A 19,348-nucleotide genomic window follows, 5' to 3' on the forward strand; every position below is an offset into this window, starting at 1 on the left:
CGAATAGAACATCATTCGGGAAAGGAGGCACAATCAGCGGCATGACGAAGTTTGTAGTGACTCCGGCGAACGTGACCCAGCGCGAGGCCTGGCTCGGCGGGCTGATGCCGGAAGTGGAGCGGGTACGGCCCGGCCTCTGGTCGATCCCGGTGCCGATCCCGATCAACCCCCTGCGATACGTGCTGGTCTACGCGCTGGAACTGCCGGACGGCGTGGCGATCATCGACGCGGGCTGGAACACCGACGAGGCCTACCAGGCGCTGGTCGACGGCCTCGGCGTCGCCGGATACGCGATCACCGACGTCAAGGCCGTGCTGGTCACCCACATCCACCCCGACCACTACGGCCTGGCCGGGCGGGTGCGCGAGATGAGCGGCGCCTGGATCGGGCTGCACCCGGCGGACGCGCGCCTGCTGCACGACCGCTACGACGAGGCGGCGATCGACTCGCTGGTGGAGCGGGAGCGGGCGGTCCTGGTCAGGTCGGGCGTCCCGGCGCAGACGCTGGACGAACTGGCCGGCGCGTCGATGATGCTCAGGAGCTTCGTCACGATGGCCAAGCCCGACCGGCTGATCGAGGACGGCGACCGCCTCGACCTGCCTGGCTGGGACCTGCGGGCGCTCTGGACGCCGGGCCACTCGCCGGGGCACCTGTGCTTCGTCGAGCCCGAGCGCCGGGTGCTGTTCTCCGGCGACCACGTGCTCGCCAAGATCACCCCGATCGTGGCCGTGCACCCGCAGTCGGGCCCGAACCCGTTGGCCGACTACCTCGACTCGCTGGCCGCCGTGCGCAAGATGGACGTGGACGAGGTGCTGCCCGCCCACGAGTACCGCTTCCTGGAGCTGGCCGAGCGCGTCGACTACGTGATGGCCCACCACGACGAGCGGCTGGCCGAGATCGAGGGCGTGCTGGCCGGGTCCGATGGCCTCACCTGCTGGGACATCGCGACCAGGCTGACCTGGTCGAGGCCGTGGGAGACGATTCCGGCGTTCATGCGGCGCGGGGCGAACAACGAGACGCTGGCCCACCTGGTCTGGCTGGAGGCCAGGGGACGGGTGCGGTCGGTGCGCGGCGAGCCGGATCTGTATTTCATGTAAACCCAGTAGGAAATGTTGACTTCTTGAGCGGGCCTGCGTAGCGTCTGACGCATGAGCCCGGTCTTCCTCCTGACCCGGCGCGCGCATGTCGACTTCTGCCGCGTCGTCAGCGCCCAGTGTCTTTGATCACGGTCAATCTCCCCCCTAGCTGAGGAAACCCCGTGATCAAACGCATCATCCCCGTGGCCCTCCTGCTCACCGCCTGCGGCACCGCCCAGGCCGCCGAGACCCAGGAGCTTCGATACCAGGGCAGTGTCGGCGCCGTCACCTTCCCCGAGCTGGCCGAGGAACTCGGCTATCTCAAGCCCGTCAAGCTCAAGTGGATCGGCAACACCATCAGCGGGCCGCAGGACATCCAGTCCGCGGCTACCGGACAGACCGACTTCGGCGGCGCCTTCAACGGCGCGGTCGTCAAGCTCGTCGCCGCCAAGGCGCCGATCAAGTCGGTGATCAGCTACTACGGCAGCGACAAGGAGGCCAACCAGGGCTTCTTCGTGCTCGACGGGAACCCGATCAGGAGCGCCAAGGACCTGATCGGCAAGAAGATCGGCATGAACACGCTGGGCGCGCACGCCGAGGCCGTACTCAAGGAGTATCTGAAGCGCGGCGGGCTCACGGCCGAGCAGGTCAAGCAGGTCGAGCCGGTCGTCGTGCCGCCGGTCAACCTCGAACAGAGCCTGCGCCAGGGGCAGATCGACGTCGCCGTGCTCAGCGGCGTCCTGCGCGACAAGGCGCTGGAGCGCGGCGCTCTGCGGCCGCTGTTCACCGACATCGAGCTGTTCGGGCCGTTCTCGGCCGGCACCTACGTGCTGACCACGCGCTTCATCGAGCGGAACCCGAGCACGACCAGGAAGTTCGTCGAGGCCACCGCCAAGGCCATCGAGTGGACCAGGACCCACGGCAGGGACGAGGTCGTCGCGAAGTACAAGGAGATCATCGCCAGGCGGGGCAGGAACGAGGACGCCACCTCCATCGGCTACTGGAAGAGCAGCGGCGTGGCCACCACCGGCGGCGTCATCGCCGACGTCGAGATCAAGCGGTGGATCGACTGGCTCGAACGCGAGGGCGACCTCCGCCCCGGCCAGGTCAAGGCCGAGGACGTCTACACCAACGCCTACAACCCGTACGCCTCGGGAGGCGCCACATGAAGATCGAATTCCGGCAGGTGACCAAGGAGTTCGCCGTCCGCGACTCCGACCGGCCCTTCCGCGCGCTCGACGGCATCGACCTGGGGGTGCGGGAAGGGGAGTTCCTCACCCTCGTCGGGCCGAGCGGCTGCGGCAAGTCCACCCTGCTCGACCTGCTCACCGGCCTGACCGCGCCCACCTCCGGCGAGATCCGCATCGACGGGGTGCCCGTCGAGGGGCCCGGCCTCGACCGGGGGATCGTGTTCCAGCAGTACGCCCTGTTCCCGTGGCGGACCGCCCTGGGCAACGTGGAGTTCGGGCTGGAGGCCAAGGCCGTACCGCGGAAGGAGCGGAGCGCGCTGGCCCGGCGTCACCTCGACCTGGTCGGGCTCGGCGGGTTCGGCGACCGCTACCCGCACGAGCTGTCGGGCGGGATGCGGCAGCGGGTGGCGATCGCCAGGAGCCTCGCCTTCGACCCGGACGTGCTGCTGATGGACGAGCCGTTCGCCGCGCTGGACGCGCAGACCAGGGAGTCGCTGCAGGAGGAACTGCTGCGCATCTGGGAGAAGACGGGCAAGACCATCGTGTTCATCACGCACGGCATCGACGAGGCCGTGTACCTCGGGCAGCGGGTCGCGGTGATGTCGTCGCGGCCCGGGCGCGTCCGGCAGGTGATCGACGTGTCGTTCGACTCCCGTGAGGGGGATCTGCGGGCCGACCCGCGGTTCGGCGAGTACCGGCACGCGATCTGGACCCTGCTGCGCGAGGAGGTGGCCTCCGTTGCCTAGGCCGTCCCCGGCGTCGGCGGGCCTGTCGGCCTCCGCCCTCGACGACCCTCCGATCACCCTGTCCGACGCCCTCACCGGCTCGGCGAGCATCGCCCCTGCGACTCCGACCGAACCGGTGGATCCGCCGGTCCCGGTCGTCCGGTCCGGTTCGGGTGCGCGGATCGCCGGGCGCGTCGTCCGCTCGTCGGCGGCGATCGTGATGCTGGCGCTGGTCTGGGAGACGCTGCCGAGGCTGGCGGTCGTCGACCCGACCTTCCTGCCGCCGCTCAGCGAGGTCGCGCTGGCCTGGGCGGACCTGCTCAGCGGGGGCGAGCTGGCCGAGCATGTGCAGGCGTCGCTGATCAGGTCGCTGGCCGGGTTCGGCCTGGCCATCGTGGCGGCGATCCCGCTCGGCCTGCTCATCGGGTGGTACCGGCCGGTCGCCGACTTCCTCAACCCGGCGCTCGAACTGTTCCGCAACACCGCGGCGCTGGCCCTGCTGCCGGTGTTCGTGCTCGTCCTCGGGCTGGGGGAGACCTCCAAGATCTCGATCATCCTGTACGCCTGCTCGTGGCCGATCCTGCTCAACACCATCGCGGGCGTCAAAGGCGTCGACCCGCTGCTGATCAAGTCGGCCAGGTCCATGGGGCTCACGCCGTACCGGCTGTTCCAGAAGGTGATCCTGCCCGCGGCTGTGCCCACCGTGTTCACCGGTATCCGGCTGGCCGGGGCGTACTCCATCCTCGTCCTGGTCGCCGCCGAGATGGTCGGCGCCAAGGCCGGGCTCGGCTACCTCATCAACTACGCGCAGTACAACTTCCGCGTCCCCGACATGTACGCCGGGATCATCACGATCTCCGTGCTCGGCCTGCTGTTCAACCTGCTTCTCATCCGCCTGGAGCGCCGCTTCTCCACCTGGAGGACCCCGTGAGCCTGCATCTGAACGCCTTCCTGATGGGCGTCGGTCACCACGAGGCCGCCTGGCGGCATCCGTTGACCGACCCCGCCCGCATCACCGACCTGCGCCACTTCCAGGAGCTGGCCAGGATCGCCGAGCGCGGCAAGCTCGACTCGGTCTTCCTGGCCGACGGCCTGGCCCTGTGGGGCGACGTCCGGCACAACGCGCTGGGCGGATTCGAGCCGCTCACGCTGCTGGCCGCGCTCGCCGCGGTGACCGAGCACATCGGGCTGATCGCCACCGTCTCCACCACCTACAACGAGCCGTTCCACATCGCCCGCAAGTTCGCCTCGCTGGACCACCTCAGCCGGGGCCGGGCCGGCTGGAACATCGTCACCTCGGCGGGCGAGGCCGAAGCCCGCAACTTCGGCATCGAACGCCCCCCGCACGCCGAGCGCTACCAGCGAGCCGGCGAGTTCATCGAGGTGGTCACCAAACTCTGGGACAGCTGGCAGGACGACGCCGTCCTCGCCGACCACCGGAACGGCGTCTACGCCGACACCGCGAAGATCCGGCCCGTCGACCACGAAGGCACCCACTTCCGCGTACAGGGCCCGCTCAACGTCCAGCGCCCGCCCCAGGGCCACCCGCTGCTCGTCCAGGCCGGCTCGTCCGAGGACGGCAAGGAGTTCGCCGCCCGCTACGCCGAGGCAGTCTTCACCGCCCAGCAGACCCTCCAGGACGCCCAAACCTTCTACAAGGACATCAAGAACAGACTCCCGCGGTACGGCAGAAGCCCCGGCTCGCTGAAGATCCTCCCCGGCATCTCCCCGATCATCGGCTCCACCGAACGCGAGGCGCTGCGCCTGGAGAAGGAACTCGAAGAGCTGATCATCCCCGCGTACGGCGTGCGGCAACTGTCCACCATCCTCGGCGTCGACCTCACCGGGTACCCGCTCGACGGGCCGCTGCCCGAGGTCGCGCCGAACCCCGACGGCCAGCAGAGCAGGTTCGAGCTGGTCACCTCGCTGGCCGCGCGGGAGCACCTGACCATCCGCGAGCTGATCGCCAGGCTCGCCGGAGGACGCGGCCACCGCGTCGTCGCGGGCACCCCCACGCAGATCGCCGACCAGCTCCAGGAGTGGTACGAGAACGGGGCCGCCGACGGCTTCAACATCATGCCGCCCCACCTGCCCGGTGGGCTCGCCGACTTCGTCGACCACGTCGTACCCGAACTGCAGGGGCGCGGGCTGTTCCGCACCGAGTACGAGGGGCGCACCCTGCGCGACCACTACGGCCTGGCCAGGCCCGAACTCTTGGAGGTGTCGTGAGCATCGTGACCGTGGTGGGCAACCCGCGCTCGGGATCGAGGACGTACGAGGCGGCGGTGGACGCGACCGAGGCCCTGGCCTTCCGGATCGGCTACCAGGGGCCCAGGGACGTCGTCGACCTGTCCGCGCTGGCCTCCGCCGTTCTCGCCCCCGGGGCGCACGCCGGGCTGGAGATCGCCCTGGAACTGGTGGCGGGCGCCTCCATCGCCGTCTTCGCGAGCCCCACCTACAAAGCGACCTACACCGGTTTGCTGAAGGCGTTTGTCGACCGGCTACCCCCGAACGCCCTGGACGGGACCACGGCGCTGCCCGTCCTCGTGATGGGCGACCCGCGCCACGCCCTCGCGGTCGAGGTCCACTTCCGGCCGCTCCTCACCGAACTCGGCGCCTTCGTCCCCACGCCCGGACTCGCCCTCCTGGAGTCCGAACTGCCGGGGGCGGAGGCGCTGGCCCGCTGGACCGAACGCGTCGCCCCCCAGATCCCGATCCGAGAAGGAGCCCTGCGGTGACGATCACCGATCCCGCGAACCTGACCACCGCCTCGGGTGAGAGGCGCCGCGCCGACCGGGTCGTCGACGCCGATGCCTACCGGCAGGCGCTGGCCCGGCACGCCACCGGCGTCGTCATCATCACCGCCGCGGCCGAAGGCGTACCCGTGGGGCTCACCGCGACCTCGTTCTCGTCGGTCAGCCTGACACCGCCGCTGGTGTCCTTCTACGTGGACCACAACTCCACCACCTGGCCGTGGCTCCGGCTGGCCGACCGGTTCGCGGTGAACGTCCTGGCCGGACACCAGCACGACCTGGCCACCCGCTTCGCCCGCAAGGGCATCGACCGCTTCGCCGACCCCACCCGCTGGAACCCCGCCCCCGACGGCACACCACTCCTGGAGGACGTCTCAGCCCATCTGATCTGCACCCCGCACACCACGGTCGACATCGGCGACCACACCCTGGTCGTCGGCCTGGTCACCGACACCTCCACCGGCCGCGGCGCCCCCCTCCTCTACCACCAGGGCCGCTACGGCCGCTTCCTGCCCCACCTCTAACCCCCCCGAGCCCCGCGCACCCCCTTCGCGCGGGGCTCACCCCTCTTCCGAACGCCCCAAAGCCGCGCCCGGCGGAGCATCGCGCCACGGCCCTGGCGGCGTTAACCAGACGTTAGGGTTCTCGCAGTTCGCCGCTATCACTTGTCCCGGCAACCTGGCGGTGTCAGCACGAACACCGACCGCACCGGAGACTCTGATGCGCAAGCCCATGATCATCGCTGGACTGACCACGGTAGCCGTGCTCGCGGTGGGAGGCGCCGCCTTCGCCAACCAGACCCCGTCCCCCTCCTCCACCACCACGTCCTTCCAGGACCAGGGCACCACGGCCGTCCCCGCGATCTCGCGGGAGCAGGCGGAGAAGACGGCGCTCGCCAAGGTGCCGGGCGGGAAGGTCACCTCGTCCGAACTGGAGACCGATGACGGTCTGCAGGCATGGGAGGTCGACATCGCCGCCACCGACGGCACCGAGCACGAGATCTCGGTGGACGCCGCCAAGGGAACCGTCCTGGCCGACGAGCTCGACAAGACCGACGACGACACCGACGACGACGACTCCGACGACCGAGACGACGCCAGGGACGACAAGGACGACTCCGACGACTCCGAAGATGACGACTGAGGCGACGGCCTCGAAGATCGACTGACCCCAACGGCTCCTGAAGGCGGCTTCCTCGTGGGGGAGCCGCCTTCAGCATTCACACCCTGGAGGCGGTGCGCGTCGCGGGGCCACCCGGGGAACACCGGCGGGAACTCTCCCCCACACATGATCCAATACGGCACGCCAGCTGACCCACCACCCTCGGCACGGGGCGGGCGTCTACCGAGGGCTACGCTCACCGAGCGCACGGGGCCGGCGTCCCAACGGCGACCCTAGACCCACTGCCCGAGAACGATGTACACCTCGTGTTACACCTAAAGCTCGACACCTCGCTCGGTGAGCAACTCACGCCAGGTTTTGTCGCCGTGGGGGAGCGGCTGATCGCGGTCGGCCAGATCCTGGATATGGGCAGCGCGTTCGTAGAGGTCTCTGCGGCCCTGCGGGTCCTTGACCGAGTCGCGCGCGATCAGCCACCACGTGTGGATGAACGCGCTCAGCCGACTGAGATCGAGGCTGGCCCGTACCTCGGCCAAGGCGATGCCGAGGCCGGAGTCGAACCCTTCGCGGTCCTGTGACACGACCAGCGCTTCACGTATAGCGCGCAGGTCTTTCTCCGGCAGTGGCTCCGCTCCAGACGGCATCTCTACTGGTCACCCCCAAGGACATCGCTCGGAGTCCGCAACAAGCGGTCAGGACAGGCGTACGGTTCCGCGGCCGGTGGAGAGGGGGAGGTCGAGGAGGGTGTGGATGCCGGGTGGGGCGGCGCAGAGGGCGGGGATGGTGTTGACGGCGCGGGCGGCCGCTGCGGCCAGGCCGTGGGAGACCTCGTCCACGGTGACCGTCATCTGCGGTAAGCCTTCGATGTGGACGGTGAAGCCGGGGTCGGGCCAGCGCCGTACCTTGGTCGCGTCGGCTTTGTACACGCATTCGATGGTCATGAATGGCCGCCCGCGCACCAGCCCCGAGAACACCCACCGCGACGCGCACACCGTCCCCGCCCGCACCAGCCCGGCCGAGATCTCGAACTCCTCGCGGGCCAGCTCGAACTCGTCGGTCTCCTCTACCTCGTCCAGCCGCACGTCGAGCGCGTCGGCGACGAGTTGCACGCTTTCGGCGAAGAGCGCCCGCTGGTAGGCCCGGTACGGCCGGACGGCGGCGGTGTAGTCCTTGGCCGACCGGGTGAACCCGACCAGGTCGACGACGATCTGCCGCGACGGATGGCCCCGGAAGTCGGACGACTCCCGGACGTACAGGTGGTCGACCCGCCCGGACAGGCCGGTGAGCGCCAGCGGCAGGTAGTCGCTCATGAATCCGGGGTTGATCCCGGTGCCGTGCAGCGAGGTCCCGCCGCGGCGGCAGGCGGCTTCGAGGCGGGCGACGGCCCCGGGCCCGTACGACTTGGGGTAGACGAACCCGGTGGTGGTGATGACGTTCTTGCCCGAGGCGAGCAGGCTGCAGATGGTCTCGAGGTCGGAGGTGTGGTCGCCGCCGAAGTAGGAGGCGGGCAGCGGCATGTGCAGGACGCAGTCGGCCTCGGTGGCGAGGATGCGTTCGACGTCGTCGGTGCAGGTGACGCCCGCCGCCCGGCGGCCGACCATTTCCCCTGCGTCCCTGCCGACTTTGTCCGGGTCGTAGACGAGGACGCCGACCAGGGAGAGTCCCTCGCGGGCGAGCACGTTGCGGAGCGAGTAGCGTCCGACGGCGCCTGTGGCCCACTGGACCACGCGGAGGGGCGGCTTCACGGGCATGCGGGGCCTCCAGCCGGGTGAAGGGCGGGGCCGAGGCGGGGTGGAGGGCTTCGTTGACCACCGCCCGTGCGGGGGATGAACTCTAGCAGAAAAAGAGGTGTCTGATCACTATCCGCGACGATGGGGATACTGGTCCGTCCTGACGGGGCGGGCTAAGGTGAGCTGACTAGAACGATGTTCTCCTCGGGAGGTTCGATGCTGCGCTTCGACGACAAGGTCGCGATCATCACGGGCGCCGGTCACGGACTCGGGCGCGCCCACGCGCTGCTGCTGGCCGAGCGCGGCGCGAAGGTCGTGGTCAACGATCTGGGCGGCGCGCTCGACGGCACCGGCGCCTCGGCGGGCCCGGCGGCCGACGTCGTGGAGCTGATCGTCAAGAACGGCGGCCAGGCGGTCGCCAACACCGACAACGTGGCCACCCCGGAGGGCGCGAAGGCGCTCGTCCAGGCGGCGGTGGACGCGTTCGGCCGGGTCGACGTCCTCGTCAACAACGCGGGCATCCTGCGCGACCGGTCGCTCGGCAAGATGACGGTCGAGGACTTCGACTCGGTGCTCGCGGTGCACGTGCGCGGCTCGTACCTGGTCAGCCGCGCCGCCTACCCGTACATGAAGGAGCAGGGCTACGGCCGCATCGTGAACACCTCCTCGCCCGCGGGCCTGTTCGGCAACTTCGGCCAGGCCAACTACTCCACCGCGAAGATGGGCCTGGTGGGGCTGACCAAGACGCTCGGCATCGAGGGCGCGCGCAGCGGCATCAAGGCGAACGCGATCGCGCCGATCGCCTGGACGCGGATGACCGAGGCGCTGCTGCCGGCCGAGTTCGAGGCCAAGTTCACCGCCGAGCGGGTGAGCGCGCTGGTCGCGTTCCTGGTGCACGACTCGTGCGAGGTGAGCGGTGAGGTGTTCAGCGTGGGCGGCGGCCGGGTGGCGCGGGTGTTCGTCGCGGAGGGGCCCGGCTGGAAGACCGACGACCTCGACCCCGAGGCGATCGCCGCGAACTGGGACGCCATCATGGCCGAGCAGCCGTACGTGCTCACCGCGCAGGACTCCATGAAGGCGATGCTCTGACCGATCGCGCCACGGGCGGGCCACCTCATCACGAGGTGGCCCGCCCTTCGTCGTCGTGACCCTTTCTTATGTCGACGATCGGCGAAAGATGGAGTCGAATTCATAAAAGGGTCTTCACAAAACGACAGAAGCGGATTAGCTTCTGCTCACATCACTCCATACCGGAGGACATGTGAAGCAGATGACCGCCCCCCAGGCCAGCCTGCTGCGCCTGCTCCGCGACGGCCCCCGCTCCCGCGTCGAACTCGCGGCCGATCTGGGCTTCTCCCGCCCCCGCCTGTCCGTGGAACTCGACCGCCTGATGGGCGCGCGCCTCGCCGAGGACGCGGGCCCGGCCGCCTCCCGCGGCGGCCGCCGCTCCGGGAGGGTACGGCTGGCCCGCGGCCTCCGCTTCGGCGGCGTCGACATCGGCGCCACCTCCCTCGACGTCGCCGTCACCAACGGCGAACTGGAGATCCTCGGCCATCTCAGCGAACCGTGCGACGTCGCGGCGGGCCCCGCGCACGTGCTCGGCCGGGCCGTCGAACTGTTCGGCAAGCTCGGCGCCGACCGGCTGCACGGCGTCGGCATCGGCGTGCCGGGCCCGGTGAGCTTCCGCGACGGCACCCCGGTCGTCCCGCCGATCATGCCCGGCTGGGACCGCTACCCGGTGCGCGAGGCGGTCGGCCAGGAACTGCGCTGCCCGGTCGTGCTGGACAACGACGTCAACATCATGGCCCTGGGCGAGCTGCACGCCGGGGTCGCCAAGCGGGTCGGGGACTTCCTGCTCATCAAGCTCGGTACCGGGATCGGCTGCGGGATCGTGGTGGACGGCCGCATCTACCGGGGCGTGTCGGGCAGCGCCGGCGACATCGGGCACATCCAGGTGGAGGAGCAGGGGCCCGCGTGCGCGTGCGGCAACACCGGCTGCCTGGAGGCGTCCTTCGGCGGGGCCGCGCTGGCCCGGCAGGCGCGGGCGATCGCGGCGGCCTCGCCGTACCTGGCGAGGAAGGAGGGGCCGCTCACCGCCGAGGACGTGGCGGACGCGGCGGCGCAGGGGGACCCCGAGGCGGCGCGGCTCGTCCGGGAGGGCGGGCGCCGGGTCGGGCAGGTGCTGGCGGGCCTGGTCAGCTTCTTCGACCCCGGCATGGTGATCGTCGCGGGCGGCGTCGCCGGACTCGGCCACGTGCTGCTCGCCGAGATCAGGAGCACCGTCTACCGCCGCTCGCTCCCGCTGGCCACCGGCAACCTGCCGATCGTGCTGTCCGAACTCGGCGGTACGGCGGGCGTCATCGGCGCCGCCCGGCTCATCACCGACCACGTCTGGAGGGCCGCCTGATGCTGGTCATGAAGGGCATCGTCAAGCAGTTCCCCGGCGTCCGCGCCCTCGACGGCGTCGACCTGGACGTGCGCGCGGGAGAGGTGCACTGCCTGCTCGGCCAGAACGGCGCCGGAAAGTCCACCCTCATCAAGGTGCTCGCCGGAGTCCACCAGCCCGACGAGGGCACCGTCACCTTCGGCGGCGTCCAGGTGCGCCCGTCCAGCCCCGTCGACGCCATCCGGCTCGGCTTCGCCACCATCTACCAGGAACTGGACCTGGTCGACGGGCTCAGCGTCGCGGAGAACATCTTCCTCGGCCACGAGCCCGCCAGGTTCGGCTTCACCCGGCGCGCCGCCGCCCACCGCGCCGCCGGGCAGGTGCTGGCCAGGCTGGGCCACCCGGAGATCAGGCCGTCCACCGAGGTCGCGCGGCTGTCCCCGGCGGCCAAGCAGGTGGTCAGCATGGCGCGGGCGCTGTCCCACGACGCCAAGCTGATCATCATGGACGAGCCGTCGGCCGCGCTCGCCCACGACGAGGTCGGCAACCTGTTCCGGATCATCAGGGAACTGACCGCGCAGGGCGTGGCCGTCGTCTACATCTCGCACCGGCTTGAGGAGATCCGCGAGATCGGCGACCGGGTCACCGTGCTCAAGGACGGCCGCACGGTGGCGGTCGGCCTGCCCGCCCGCGACACCCCCACCTCGCGCGTCGTCTCCCTCATGACGGGCCGCGACGTCGAGTACGTCTTCCCGCCACGCGCCACCCGCGAACCCGGCGCGCAGGTCCTCCAGGTGGAGAGCCTGACCCTCCCCGGCGTGTTCGCGAACGTGTCCTTCTCGGTCCGAGCCGGCGAGATCGTCGGCCTGGCGGGCCTGGTCGGCTCGGGCCGCTCGGAGATCCTGGAAGCGGTCTACGGCGCCCGCCGGGCCACGGGCCGCGTCCTGCTCGACGGCACCCCGCTCACCCGCGGCGGCACCAGCACGGCCGTACGGCGCGGCATGGGTCTCGCCCCCGAGGAGCGCAAGGCCCAGGCGCTGCTGCTCGACCAGAGCGTCACCGCAAACATCAGCCTCGGCAGCCTGCCCCGCTTCGCCCGCCTGGGCTGGCTGGACCGGGCCAGGGAACGCGAGGAGGCCAGGCGCCTGGTCCAGCTCCTCGACATCAGGCCCGCCGACCCCGAACGCCCGATCAAGACCCTGTCCGGCGGCAACCAGCAGAAGGCCGTACTGGCCCGCTGGCTGCTGAACGGCCGCAAACTCCTGCTGCTCGACGAGCCGACCAGGGGCGTGGACGTCGGCGCCCGCGCCGAACTGTACGCGGTGATCAGGAAGCTGGCCGACGAGGGCATCGGGGTGCTGCTCGTCTCCAGCGAGGTGCCCGAGGTGCTCGGCCTGGCCGACCGGGTCCTGGTGATCCGCGAGGGGACCGTCATCCATCAGGGCGACGCCCGGGACCTGGACGAGCACGCCGTCCTCGACATGATCATGGAAGGAAGCGCGGCCGGATGAACGACTCACGCGTGAAACAGGTGCGCCCGGCGCTCGCCCCCGGGCTGCTGGCCCGCGCGGGCCAGGGCCGCCACCTGGGCCTGGTCGTGGCGCTGGTCCTGCTGGCCGGGATCGGTGTGGCCACCAAGCCGGAGAACTTCGCCACGGCCTCCAACCTGGTCAGCATCCTGTCCCTGGCGGCCACCATCGGCGTCATCACCGTCGGCATGACCTTCGTGATCATCGGCGGCGGCATCGACCTGTCGGTGGGCGCGATCATGGCGCTCGCCTCGGTCTGGGCCACCACCCTGGCCACCCAGGCGTACGGGCCGTTCGTGATGGCGCTCTGCGCGATCCTGGTCGGCACCGGGGCCGGGCTGGTGAACGGCCTGCTCGTCTCCTACGGGCGGATGGTGCCCTTCATCGCCACCCTCGCCATGCTCGTGGCTGCGCGCGGCCTGGCCCAGCGCATGTCGGACCGCAAGACCCAGCTCATCCAGACGGGCAACGAGGCGATCGTGAACCTGTCGACGACGCGGTGGCTCGGCATCCCGGTGCTCGTCTACATCTTCGCCCTGGTCGTCGTGCTCGGCTGGATCCTGCTCAACCGCACCACCTTCGGCCGCCGCACCTACGCGGTCGGCGGCAACCCCGAGGCGGCCAGGCTCGCCGGAATCGACGTGCGCAGGCACACCACGCTGCTGTACGCGCTGTCCGGACTGTGCTGCGGCATCGCCGCCATCCTCATCATGGCCCGCACCACCACGGGCTCCTCCACCCACGGCGACCTGTACGAACTCGACGCCATCGCCGCCGTCATCATCGGCGGCACCCTTCTCACCGGCGGCCGGGGCACGATCATCGGCTCCATCCTCGGCCTGCTGATCTTCACCCTCATCACCAACCTGTTCATCCTCAACGGCCTGAACACCAGCGACCAGCTCATCGCCAAGGGCCTGATCATCGTCGTCGCCGTCCTTCTCCAGCGGCGGAACCTCAAGGAGAGAACCACATGACCAAGAACGTCGCCCGCAGGGGATTCCTCGTCGGCGGTGCCGTACTCGGGGCCGGGGCGTTAGCCTCCGCCTGCACCAGTAACGCGCCGCAGGACTCGCCCGCCACCGCGGCTCCCGCGCCCGCGCCCGCCACCGGCGGGAACGACCAGCCGGGCGCCAAGGTCGTCATCGGCTTCTCCGCGCCCGCCGCCGACCACGGGTGGATCGCGGCGATCGCCAAGAACGCCGAGGCCACCGCCAAGCTCTACTCCGACGTGGAGTTCAAGCCCGTCGAGCCGACCAACGACATCAACGCGCAGATCGCCGCCGTCGAGACGCTGATCGCGGCCAAGGTCGCCGCGCTGGTCATCCTGCCCAACGACGGCCAGCAGCTCAACCAGATCGCGCTGCAGGCTACCGCCGCCGGGATCCCGGTGATCAACCTGGACCGGGTCTTCCCGGACAAGCTCGCCTACCGGACCTGGATCGGCGGGGACAACTACGGCATGGGCGTGGCCGCCGGGCACTACATCGGCAAGAAGCTCAAGGACAAGGGCGTCGCCAGCCCGGTGATCGTGGAGATCCAGGGCATCGCGACGCTGCCGCTGACCCAGGACCGCAGCAAGGGCTTCGCCGACGCGCTGAAGTCCTACGGCTTCTCCGTCACCGCCAAGCAGGACGCCAAGTTCACCGTCGAGACCGGCAACCAGGTGGCCACCAGCCTCCTGCAGGCGCACAAGAAGATCGACGCGCTGTGGAACCACGACGACGACCAGGGCGTGGGCGTGCTCGCCGCGATCAAGGAGTCGGGCCGCAAGGAGTTCTTCATGGTCGGCGGCGCCGGGTCGCTGAACGCGATGAAGGAGATCCAGAGCGGCTCCTCGGTGCTGGAGGCCACCGTCACCTACAGCCCGACCATGGCCTCCTCCGCCATCAAGCTGGCCCGGCTGATCGCCCAAGGAAAGGGCATGAGTGACCTCGTGGAGACCCAGGTCCCGCAGTCGATCACCCTGGCGTCGGAGACCATCAGCAAGGAGAACGTCGAGAAGTACCTGCCGCTCGGCTTTGAATCATGATCGGGGTCTGAATGTCTGACAGAACCGTCGGCGTGGGCATGGTCGGCCACGCGTTCATGGGACGCGTCCACTCCCAGGCCTGGCGCAGCGTGGGGGCCTTCTTCGACCTGCCGGTGACACCCGTGATGGCGGTGCTCGCCGGCCGGTCGAAGGAGCGCGCGGCCGCGGCGGCGGCCCGCCTCGGCTGGGCCTCGGTGGTGACCGACTGGAGGGAGCTGGTCAAGCGGGACGACGTGCAGATCGTGGACATCTGCACGCCCGGCGACTCGCACGCCGAGATCGCGATCGCCGCGCTGGCCGCCGGCAAGCACGTCATCTGCGAGAAGCCGCTGGCCAACACCGTGGCCGAGGCCGAGGCGATGGCCGAGGCGGCGGCCGGCGCGCCCGGCAGGAGCATGGTCGCCTTCAACTACCGCAGGGTGCCCGCGGTCGCGCTGGCCCGGCGGCTCGTCGCCGACGGGCGGCTGGGCGAAATCCGGCACGTCCGGGCGGTCTACCTACAGGACTGGATCGTTGACCCGGAGTTCCCGCTGGTGTGGCGGCTGCAGCGGGACCGGGCCGGGTCCGGAGCGCTGGGCGACATCGGCGCGCACATCATCGACACCGCGCAGTTCATCACCGGGCAGCGGATCGTCGGCGTGTCCGCGCTCACCGAGACGTTCGTCAAGGAACGGCCGCTCGCCGGGGAGTCGGAAGGGCTGGGCGGCAGCCGTACCGAGGCCAGGGGGCCGGTCACCGTGGACGACGCGGCGGTGTTCATCGGGCGGCTGTCCGGTGGGGCGCTGGCCTCGTTCGAGGCGACCAGGTTCGCCACCGGGCGCAAGAACGCGCTGCGCGTCGAGGTCAACGGGTCGCTGGGCAGCCTCGCCTTCGACTTCGAGGCGATGAACGAACTGTGGGTGCACGAGCAGGGCGGTGACGACGGCGGGTTCCGGCGGATCCTGGTCACCGAGGCGTCGCATCCGTACGCGGGAGCCTGGTGGCCGCCGGGGCACGGGCTCGGCTACGAGCACACCTTCACCCACGAGGTGAAGGACTTCCTGGAGGCGATCGGGCGGGGCACCGACCCGTCGCCCTCGTTCGCCGACGGGCTGCGGGTCCAGCGGGTGCTGGCCGCGGTGGAACAGAGCGCGGCTGACGGCAGCCGCTACACGCACGTGGAGGAGACGCCATGAGACCGGTCACGCTGTTCACCGGGCAGTGGGCCGACCTGCCCTTCGACGAGGTGTGCCGGCTGGCCGCCGAGTGGGGGTACGACGGCCTGGAGATCGCCTGCTGGGGCGACCACTTCGATGTCACCGCGGCCGTCGCCGACCCCGCCTACGTCGCCGCCAAGCGGGCGGTGCTCGACAAGCACGGGCTGAAGGTGTGGGCCATCTCCAACCACCTCGTCGGCCAGGCGGTCTGCGACCACCCGATCGACGCCCGCCACCAGGCGATCCTCCCGGCCCGCCTGTGGGGCACGGGAGACCCGGAGTCGGTACGGCGCGCCGCGGCCGAGGAGATGAAGAACACCGCCCGCGCCGCCGCCCTGCTCGGCGTGGACACCGTCGTCGGCTTCACCGGCTCGTCCATCTGGCACACGGTGGCGATGTTCCCGCCCGTCCCCGCCTCGATGATCGACGCCGGGTACCAGGACTTCGCCGACCGCTGGAACCCCATCCTGGACGTCTTCGACGAGGTCGGCGTCAGGTTCGCGCACGAGGTGCACCCCTCGGAGATCGCCTACGACTACGTGACCACCAAGCTGACCCTGGAGGCCATCGGCGGGCGCGAGGCGTTCGGCCTGAACTGGGACCCCTCGCACATGGTGTGGCAGGACCTCGACCCGGTCGGCTTCATCCTCGACTTCGCCGACCGGATCTACCACGTCGACTGCAAGGACACCAGGGTCCGGGTGGGCGACGGCCGGAGGGGACGGCTCTCCTCCCACCTGCCGTGGGCGGACCTGCGGCGCGGCTGGGACTTCGTCTCCACCGGCCGGGGCGACGTGCCGTGGGAGGACTGCTTCCGGGCGCTGAACTCGATCGGTTACGACGGGCCGATCTCGATCGAGTGGGAGGACGCGGGCATGGACCGCCTGGCCGGCGCCCCCGAGGCCCTGGCCTACATCCGCGGACTCAACGCCATCACCCCACCCGCGGCCGCCTTCGACGCGGCCTTCTCCACCGACTGAGTCCGGCCGGTCTTCAGGGGCGGCGTCCGCGTGCGTAGGCGCGTAGGGCGCGGAGGAAGTCGACCTTGCGGAAGCCGGGCCAGTAGACGTCGCAGAAGTGTAGTTCGGATTCGGCCGCCTGCCAGAGCAGGAAGCCCGACATGCGCTGTTCGCCGCTGGTGCGGATGACCAGTTCGGGGTCGGGGCGTCCGGCGGTGTACAGGTGGGCGGCGATGTCGTCGTCGGTGATCGTGGTGGCCAGTTCCTCGATCGTGGCGCCCTGGCGTACGCGCTGGTCGAGCAGGGAGCGGACGGCGTCGACGATCTCCACCCGGCCGTCGTAGCCGATGGCGACGGTCAGGTGGTGGCCGGTGTCGCGGTCCCGGGTGACCTCCTCGGTCAGCTTGAGCGCGTGCCGGGTGGAGTCGGGCAGGTCGTCGAGCCGGCCCGCGACGTGCATGCGCCAGCGGTTGCCCGGCAGGGCGATGCGCGCCGCGATCACGTGCTCGATCAGCTCCATGTAGTACGCCACCTGGGCCGAGCCGCGCTTGCGGACGTTGTCGGTGGAGGCGACGAAGATGGTGACCTCGCCGATGCCGGTCTCCTCGCACCAGCCGAGCGCGTCGTGGATGTGCTCGACGCCGTACTGGTGTCCGACGCTTGGGTTCTCGTATCCCTGCTCGCGCGCCCAGCGCCGGTTGCCGTCCATGATCAGCGCGACATGGCGCGGCACTGGGCCGCGGGCGACCTGTCCGCGCAGCCGCCGTTCGTACATGGCGTAAAGAGCGTCTTTGAGGAGGGCACGCAGACTCATTGGTCCATCATCGCGGACTTCCCAGGGGAGAAACCTGGGTATTCAGAACACTTGGCCTCAGTCCATCAGCACGATCTGGCGGAGCACCTCGCCGCTCTTGAGGGCTTGGACGGCGTCGTTCAGGTCGGCGAGGCGGATGCGGGAGCTGATCATCGATTCGAGGTCGAGCTTGCCCGCCTTCCACAGACCGGCGAGGAACGGGAAGTCGTGGCGGACGTCGGCTTCGCCGTACAGGCTGGAGAGGAGGTTCTTGCCCTCGAACAGGAGGCTGAAGGCGGTGAGCGGGACCACGTCGTCCATCGCGCCCGCGCCGACCACGACGCAGTCGCCGCCGCGGCGGGTCGCCTGCCAGGCCGTCATGATGGCGGCGGACTTGCCGACGGCCTCGAAGCCGTAGTCGAAGCCGACGCCACCGGTGATCGAGCCGATCGCGTCCCTGAGCTGGTCGGGGGTGATCGCGTGGGTCGCGCCGACCTTCTTGGCCAGCTCGTGCTTGGACTCCAGCGGGTCGATCGCCAGGATCGTGGTGGCGCCGGACAGGCGCGCGCCCTGGATGACGGACAGGCCGATGCCGCCCGCGCCGACCACCGCGACGGTCGAGCCGGGGCGGACCTTGGCGGTGTTCAGCACCGCGCCGACGCCGGTGGTGATGCCGCAGCCGATCAGCGCCGCCACCTCGAACGGCACGTCGGCGTCCACCTTGATCGCGCCCTGCCACGGGACGACGATCTCCTCGGCCCAGGTGCCGCAGCCGGCCATGCCGAAGGCGGGGGTGTCGGCGCCGTAGCGGAAGCGGGCCAGCGAGAAGCTCTGCATCACATACGTCATGCACAGGTACGGCTGGCCGGCCACGCAGTTGGGGCAGGTGCCGCAGGTGGGCGTCCAGTTGATGATGACGTGGTCGCCCGGCTGGACCGTGGTGACGTGGTCGCCCACCTCGACGACCTCGCCCGCCGCCTCGTGCCCGGGGATGACCGGCAGCGGCATCGGCAGGACGCCGTTGAGCACCGACAGGTCGGAGTGGCACACGCCGGTCGCCCTGATCTTGACCCGGACGTCCGCCGGACCGACGGGGGTCAGCGTGAAGTCGTCGCGGATGTCGAGCTTGTCATCGCCTACGGCGTGCAGGAGAGCGGCGCGCATGTGGGGTTACTCCTCCAGGGTGAGGGCGGCTTTCGGACAGGAGCGCACGGCGTGCCGTACGCGGTCCCGCAGGTTCGGCGGCGGCTCAGGCAGCAGGATGTGCAACTGGTCGTCGTCGTCGACGTCGAAGACCTCGGGCACGAGCCCCATGCAGACCGCGTTGGCCTCGCACACCAGGTCATCTACTTTGATCTTCATGGCCGCCTCCCGGACCGTCAGAGCTTGCGGTGGTCCCAGGAGACCACCTTGGTGCGCTCGACGAGGTAGGCGACTCTCTTGCGCCCGGTGTGGGCGACATATTCGCGCATCGCCTCGTCCGGCACCCCTGGCGTCATCCTACGGGCGATCTCCATGCCCACTTCGAGCACGTGTTCGCGGTCGTCGATGGGCCGGGCCACGCCGTACAGCAGGACGCCGCGCAGGTCCTCGTAGTTCTCCCCGGACTCGATCAGGCAGCTCACCCGGGGGTCGCGGTCCAGGTTCCGCCGCTTCTGTGACTTGTCGTAGGTCCAGAAGGTGATCCGCCCGTCGTCGAGGCCGTAGAACATGGTCACCAGGTGCGGGGTGCCGTCGGGGTTGATGGTGGCGAGCTGCAGCTTGCGCGCCTCCCCGAGGAAGGCGGTGACCTCGTCGGCGGACATCGCGATCCGGGCTCGCTGATTCACGCTGTCAGTAGAACAGGTTCCCAAATGGCCG

General features: G+C 70.1%; 21 protein-coding genes. 15 read left to right on the forward strand and 6 right to left on the reverse strand.

Features of this window, described 5'->3' with window-relative positions; all coding sequences use genetic code 11:
- Positions 1-41: 41 nt before the first annotated feature.
- The 8 genes from ABZ911_RS27815 to ABZ911_RS27850 all read left to right on the forward strand — a co-directional run bounded on the left by ABZ911_RS27815 (position 42) and on the right by ABZ911_RS27850 (position 6,887).
- Complete coding sequence (locus ABZ911_RS27815) at positions 42-1,097, forward strand: MBL fold metallo-hydrolase (protein WP_358061969.1); 1,056 nt, start codon at positions 42-44, stop codon at positions 1,095-1,097.
- A 161-nt stretch (positions 1,098-1,258) separates the two neighbouring features.
- Positions 1,259-2,245, forward strand: a complete 987-nt coding sequence (locus ABZ911_RS27820; protein ID WP_358061972.1) for an ABC transporter substrate-binding protein — start codon at positions 1,259-1,261, stop codon at positions 2,243-2,245.
- Positions 2,242-3,012 carry an ABC transporter ATP-binding protein gene (locus ABZ911_RS27825; RefSeq protein WP_358061975.1) on the forward strand — a complete coding sequence of 257 codons (771 nt, stop codon included), beginning with the start codon at positions 2,242-2,244 and terminating at the stop codon, positions 3,010-3,012. The genes ABZ911_RS27820 and ABZ911_RS27825 overlap by 4 nt, the downstream gene beginning before the upstream one ends.
- A complete protein-coding gene (locus ABZ911_RS27830; protein ID WP_358061978.1) occupies positions 3,005-3,922 on the forward strand; it encodes an ABC transporter permease in 918 nt (305 codons plus the stop codon). Before ABZ911_RS27825 ends, ABZ911_RS27830 begins: the two co-directional genes overlap by 8 nt.
- A complete protein-coding gene (locus ABZ911_RS27835; protein WP_358061980.1) occupies positions 3,919-5,220 on the forward strand; it encodes an LLM class flavin-dependent oxidoreductase in 1,302 nt (433 codons plus the stop codon). Before ABZ911_RS27830 ends, ABZ911_RS27835 begins: the two co-directional genes overlap by 4 nt.
- Positions 5,217-5,729 (forward strand): NAD(P)H-dependent oxidoreductase, encoded by a 513-nt coding sequence (locus ABZ911_RS27840; RefSeq protein WP_358061982.1) that lies wholly within the window; start codon positions 5,217-5,219, stop codon positions 5,727-5,729. The genes ABZ911_RS27835 and ABZ911_RS27840 overlap by 4 nt, the downstream gene beginning before the upstream one ends.
- A 2-nt stretch (positions 5,730-5,731) precedes the next feature.
- Positions 5,732-6,268, forward strand: coding sequence for a flavin reductase family protein (locus tag ABZ911_RS27845; RefSeq protein ID WP_358062193.1), 537 nt, complete (start codon positions 5,732-5,734; stop codon positions 6,266-6,268).
- Positions 6,269-6,464: 196 nt separating this feature from the next.
- Positions 6,465-6,887: a PepSY domain-containing protein gene (locus ABZ911_RS27850; RefSeq protein ID WP_358061985.1), complete on the forward strand. Its 423-nt coding sequence runs from the start codon at positions 6,465-6,467 to the stop codon at positions 6,885-6,887.
- A gap of 293 nt (positions 6,888-7,180) precedes the next feature.
- On the opposite strand, the gene ABZ911_RS27855 is transcribed toward ABZ911_RS27850, so the two are convergent.
- Together ABZ911_RS27855 and ABZ911_RS27860 are read right to left on the reverse strand one after the other, a co-directional pair.
- Positions 7,181-7,507 carry a DUF6247 family protein gene (locus ABZ911_RS27855; RefSeq protein ID WP_358061988.1) on the reverse strand — a complete coding sequence of 109 codons (327 nt, stop codon included), beginning with the start codon at positions 7,505-7,507 and terminating at the stop codon, positions 7,181-7,183.
- 48 nt (positions 7,508-7,555) lie between these two features.
- Positions 7,556-8,614, reverse strand: a complete 1,059-nt coding sequence (locus ABZ911_RS27860; protein ID WP_358061991.1) for a dihydrodipicolinate reductase — start codon at positions 8,612-8,614, stop codon at positions 7,556-7,558.
- 195 nt (positions 8,615-8,809) lie between these two features.
- On the opposite strand from ABZ911_RS27860, the gene ABZ911_RS27865 reads away from it, so the two are divergent.
- The 7 genes from ABZ911_RS27865 to ABZ911_RS27895 all read left to right on the forward strand — a co-directional run bounded on the left by ABZ911_RS27865 (position 8,810) and on the right by ABZ911_RS27895 (position 16,716).
- Positions 8,810-9,682, forward strand: a complete 873-nt coding sequence (locus tag ABZ911_RS27865; protein WP_358061994.1) for an SDR family oxidoreductase — start codon at positions 8,810-8,812, stop codon at positions 9,680-9,682.
- 181 nt (positions 9,683-9,863) lie between these two features.
- On the forward strand, positions 9,864-11,000 hold the full coding sequence (locus ABZ911_RS27870; RefSeq protein WP_358061997.1) for an ROK family transcriptional regulator: 1,137 nt from the start codon (positions 9,864-9,866) through the stop codon (positions 10,998-11,000).
- Entirely contained in the window at positions 11,000-12,490 is a 1,491-nt protein-coding gene (locus tag ABZ911_RS27875; protein ID WP_358062000.1) for a sugar ABC transporter ATP-binding protein, read from the forward strand. The genes ABZ911_RS27870 and ABZ911_RS27875 overlap by 1 nt, the downstream gene beginning before the upstream one ends.
- Positions 12,487-13,485: an ABC transporter permease gene (locus ABZ911_RS27880; RefSeq protein WP_358062003.1), complete on the forward strand. Its 999-nt coding sequence runs from the start codon at positions 12,487-12,489 to the stop codon at positions 13,483-13,485. The genes ABZ911_RS27875 and ABZ911_RS27880 overlap by 4 nt, the downstream gene beginning before the upstream one ends.
- Positions 13,482-14,540 (forward strand): substrate-binding domain-containing protein, encoded by a 1,059-nt coding sequence (locus tag ABZ911_RS27885; protein ID WP_358062006.1) that lies wholly within the window; start codon positions 13,482-13,484, stop codon positions 14,538-14,540. Before ABZ911_RS27880 ends, ABZ911_RS27885 begins: the two co-directional genes overlap by 4 nt.
- A gap of 11 nt (positions 14,541-14,551) precedes the next feature.
- Complete coding sequence (locus ABZ911_RS27890; RefSeq protein ID WP_358062009.1) at positions 14,552-15,715, forward strand: Gfo/Idh/MocA family oxidoreductase; 1,164 nt, start codon at positions 14,552-14,554, stop codon at positions 15,713-15,715.
- On the forward strand, positions 15,712-16,716 hold the full coding sequence (locus tag ABZ911_RS27895; protein ID WP_358062012.1) for a sugar phosphate isomerase/epimerase family protein: 1,005 nt from the start codon (positions 15,712-15,714) through the stop codon (positions 16,714-16,716). The genes ABZ911_RS27890 and ABZ911_RS27895 overlap by 4 nt, the downstream gene beginning before the upstream one ends.
- A 13-nt stretch (positions 16,717-16,729) precedes the next feature.
- Here ABZ911_RS27895 and uppS read toward each other — a convergent pair whose 3' ends face one another.
- The 4 genes from uppS to ABZ911_RS27915 are packed head-to-tail and all read right to left on the reverse strand — an operon-like array spanning position 16,730 to position 19,317.
- Positions 16,730-17,509, reverse strand: coding sequence for a polyprenyl diphosphate synthase (uppS, locus tag ABZ911_RS27900; RefSeq protein WP_358062015.1), 780 nt, complete (start codon positions 17,507-17,509; stop codon positions 16,730-16,732).
- 57 nt (positions 17,510-17,566) lie between these two features.
- Entirely contained in the window at positions 17,567-18,652 is a 1,086-nt protein-coding gene (locus tag ABZ911_RS27905) for a Zn-dependent alcohol dehydrogenase (RefSeq protein ID WP_358062018.1), read from the reverse strand.
- Positions 18,653-18,658: 6 nt separating this feature from the next.
- Complete coding sequence (locus tag ABZ911_RS27910) at positions 18,659-18,850, reverse strand: ferredoxin (protein ID WP_358062021.1); 192 nt, start codon at positions 18,848-18,850, stop codon at positions 18,659-18,661.
- Positions 18,851-18,867: 17 nt separating this feature from the next.
- Entirely contained in the window at positions 18,868-19,317 is a 450-nt protein-coding gene (locus tag ABZ911_RS27915) for a pyridoxamine 5'-phosphate oxidase family protein (RefSeq protein ID WP_358062024.1), read from the reverse strand.
- Between the last annotated feature and the right edge of the window lie 31 nt (positions 19,318-19,348).

The sequence above is a fragment of the Nonomuraea sp. NPDC046570 genome, assembly GCF_040645915.1.
GTDB lineage: Bacteria > Actinomycetota > Actinomycetes > Streptosporangiales > Streptosporangiaceae > Nonomuraea.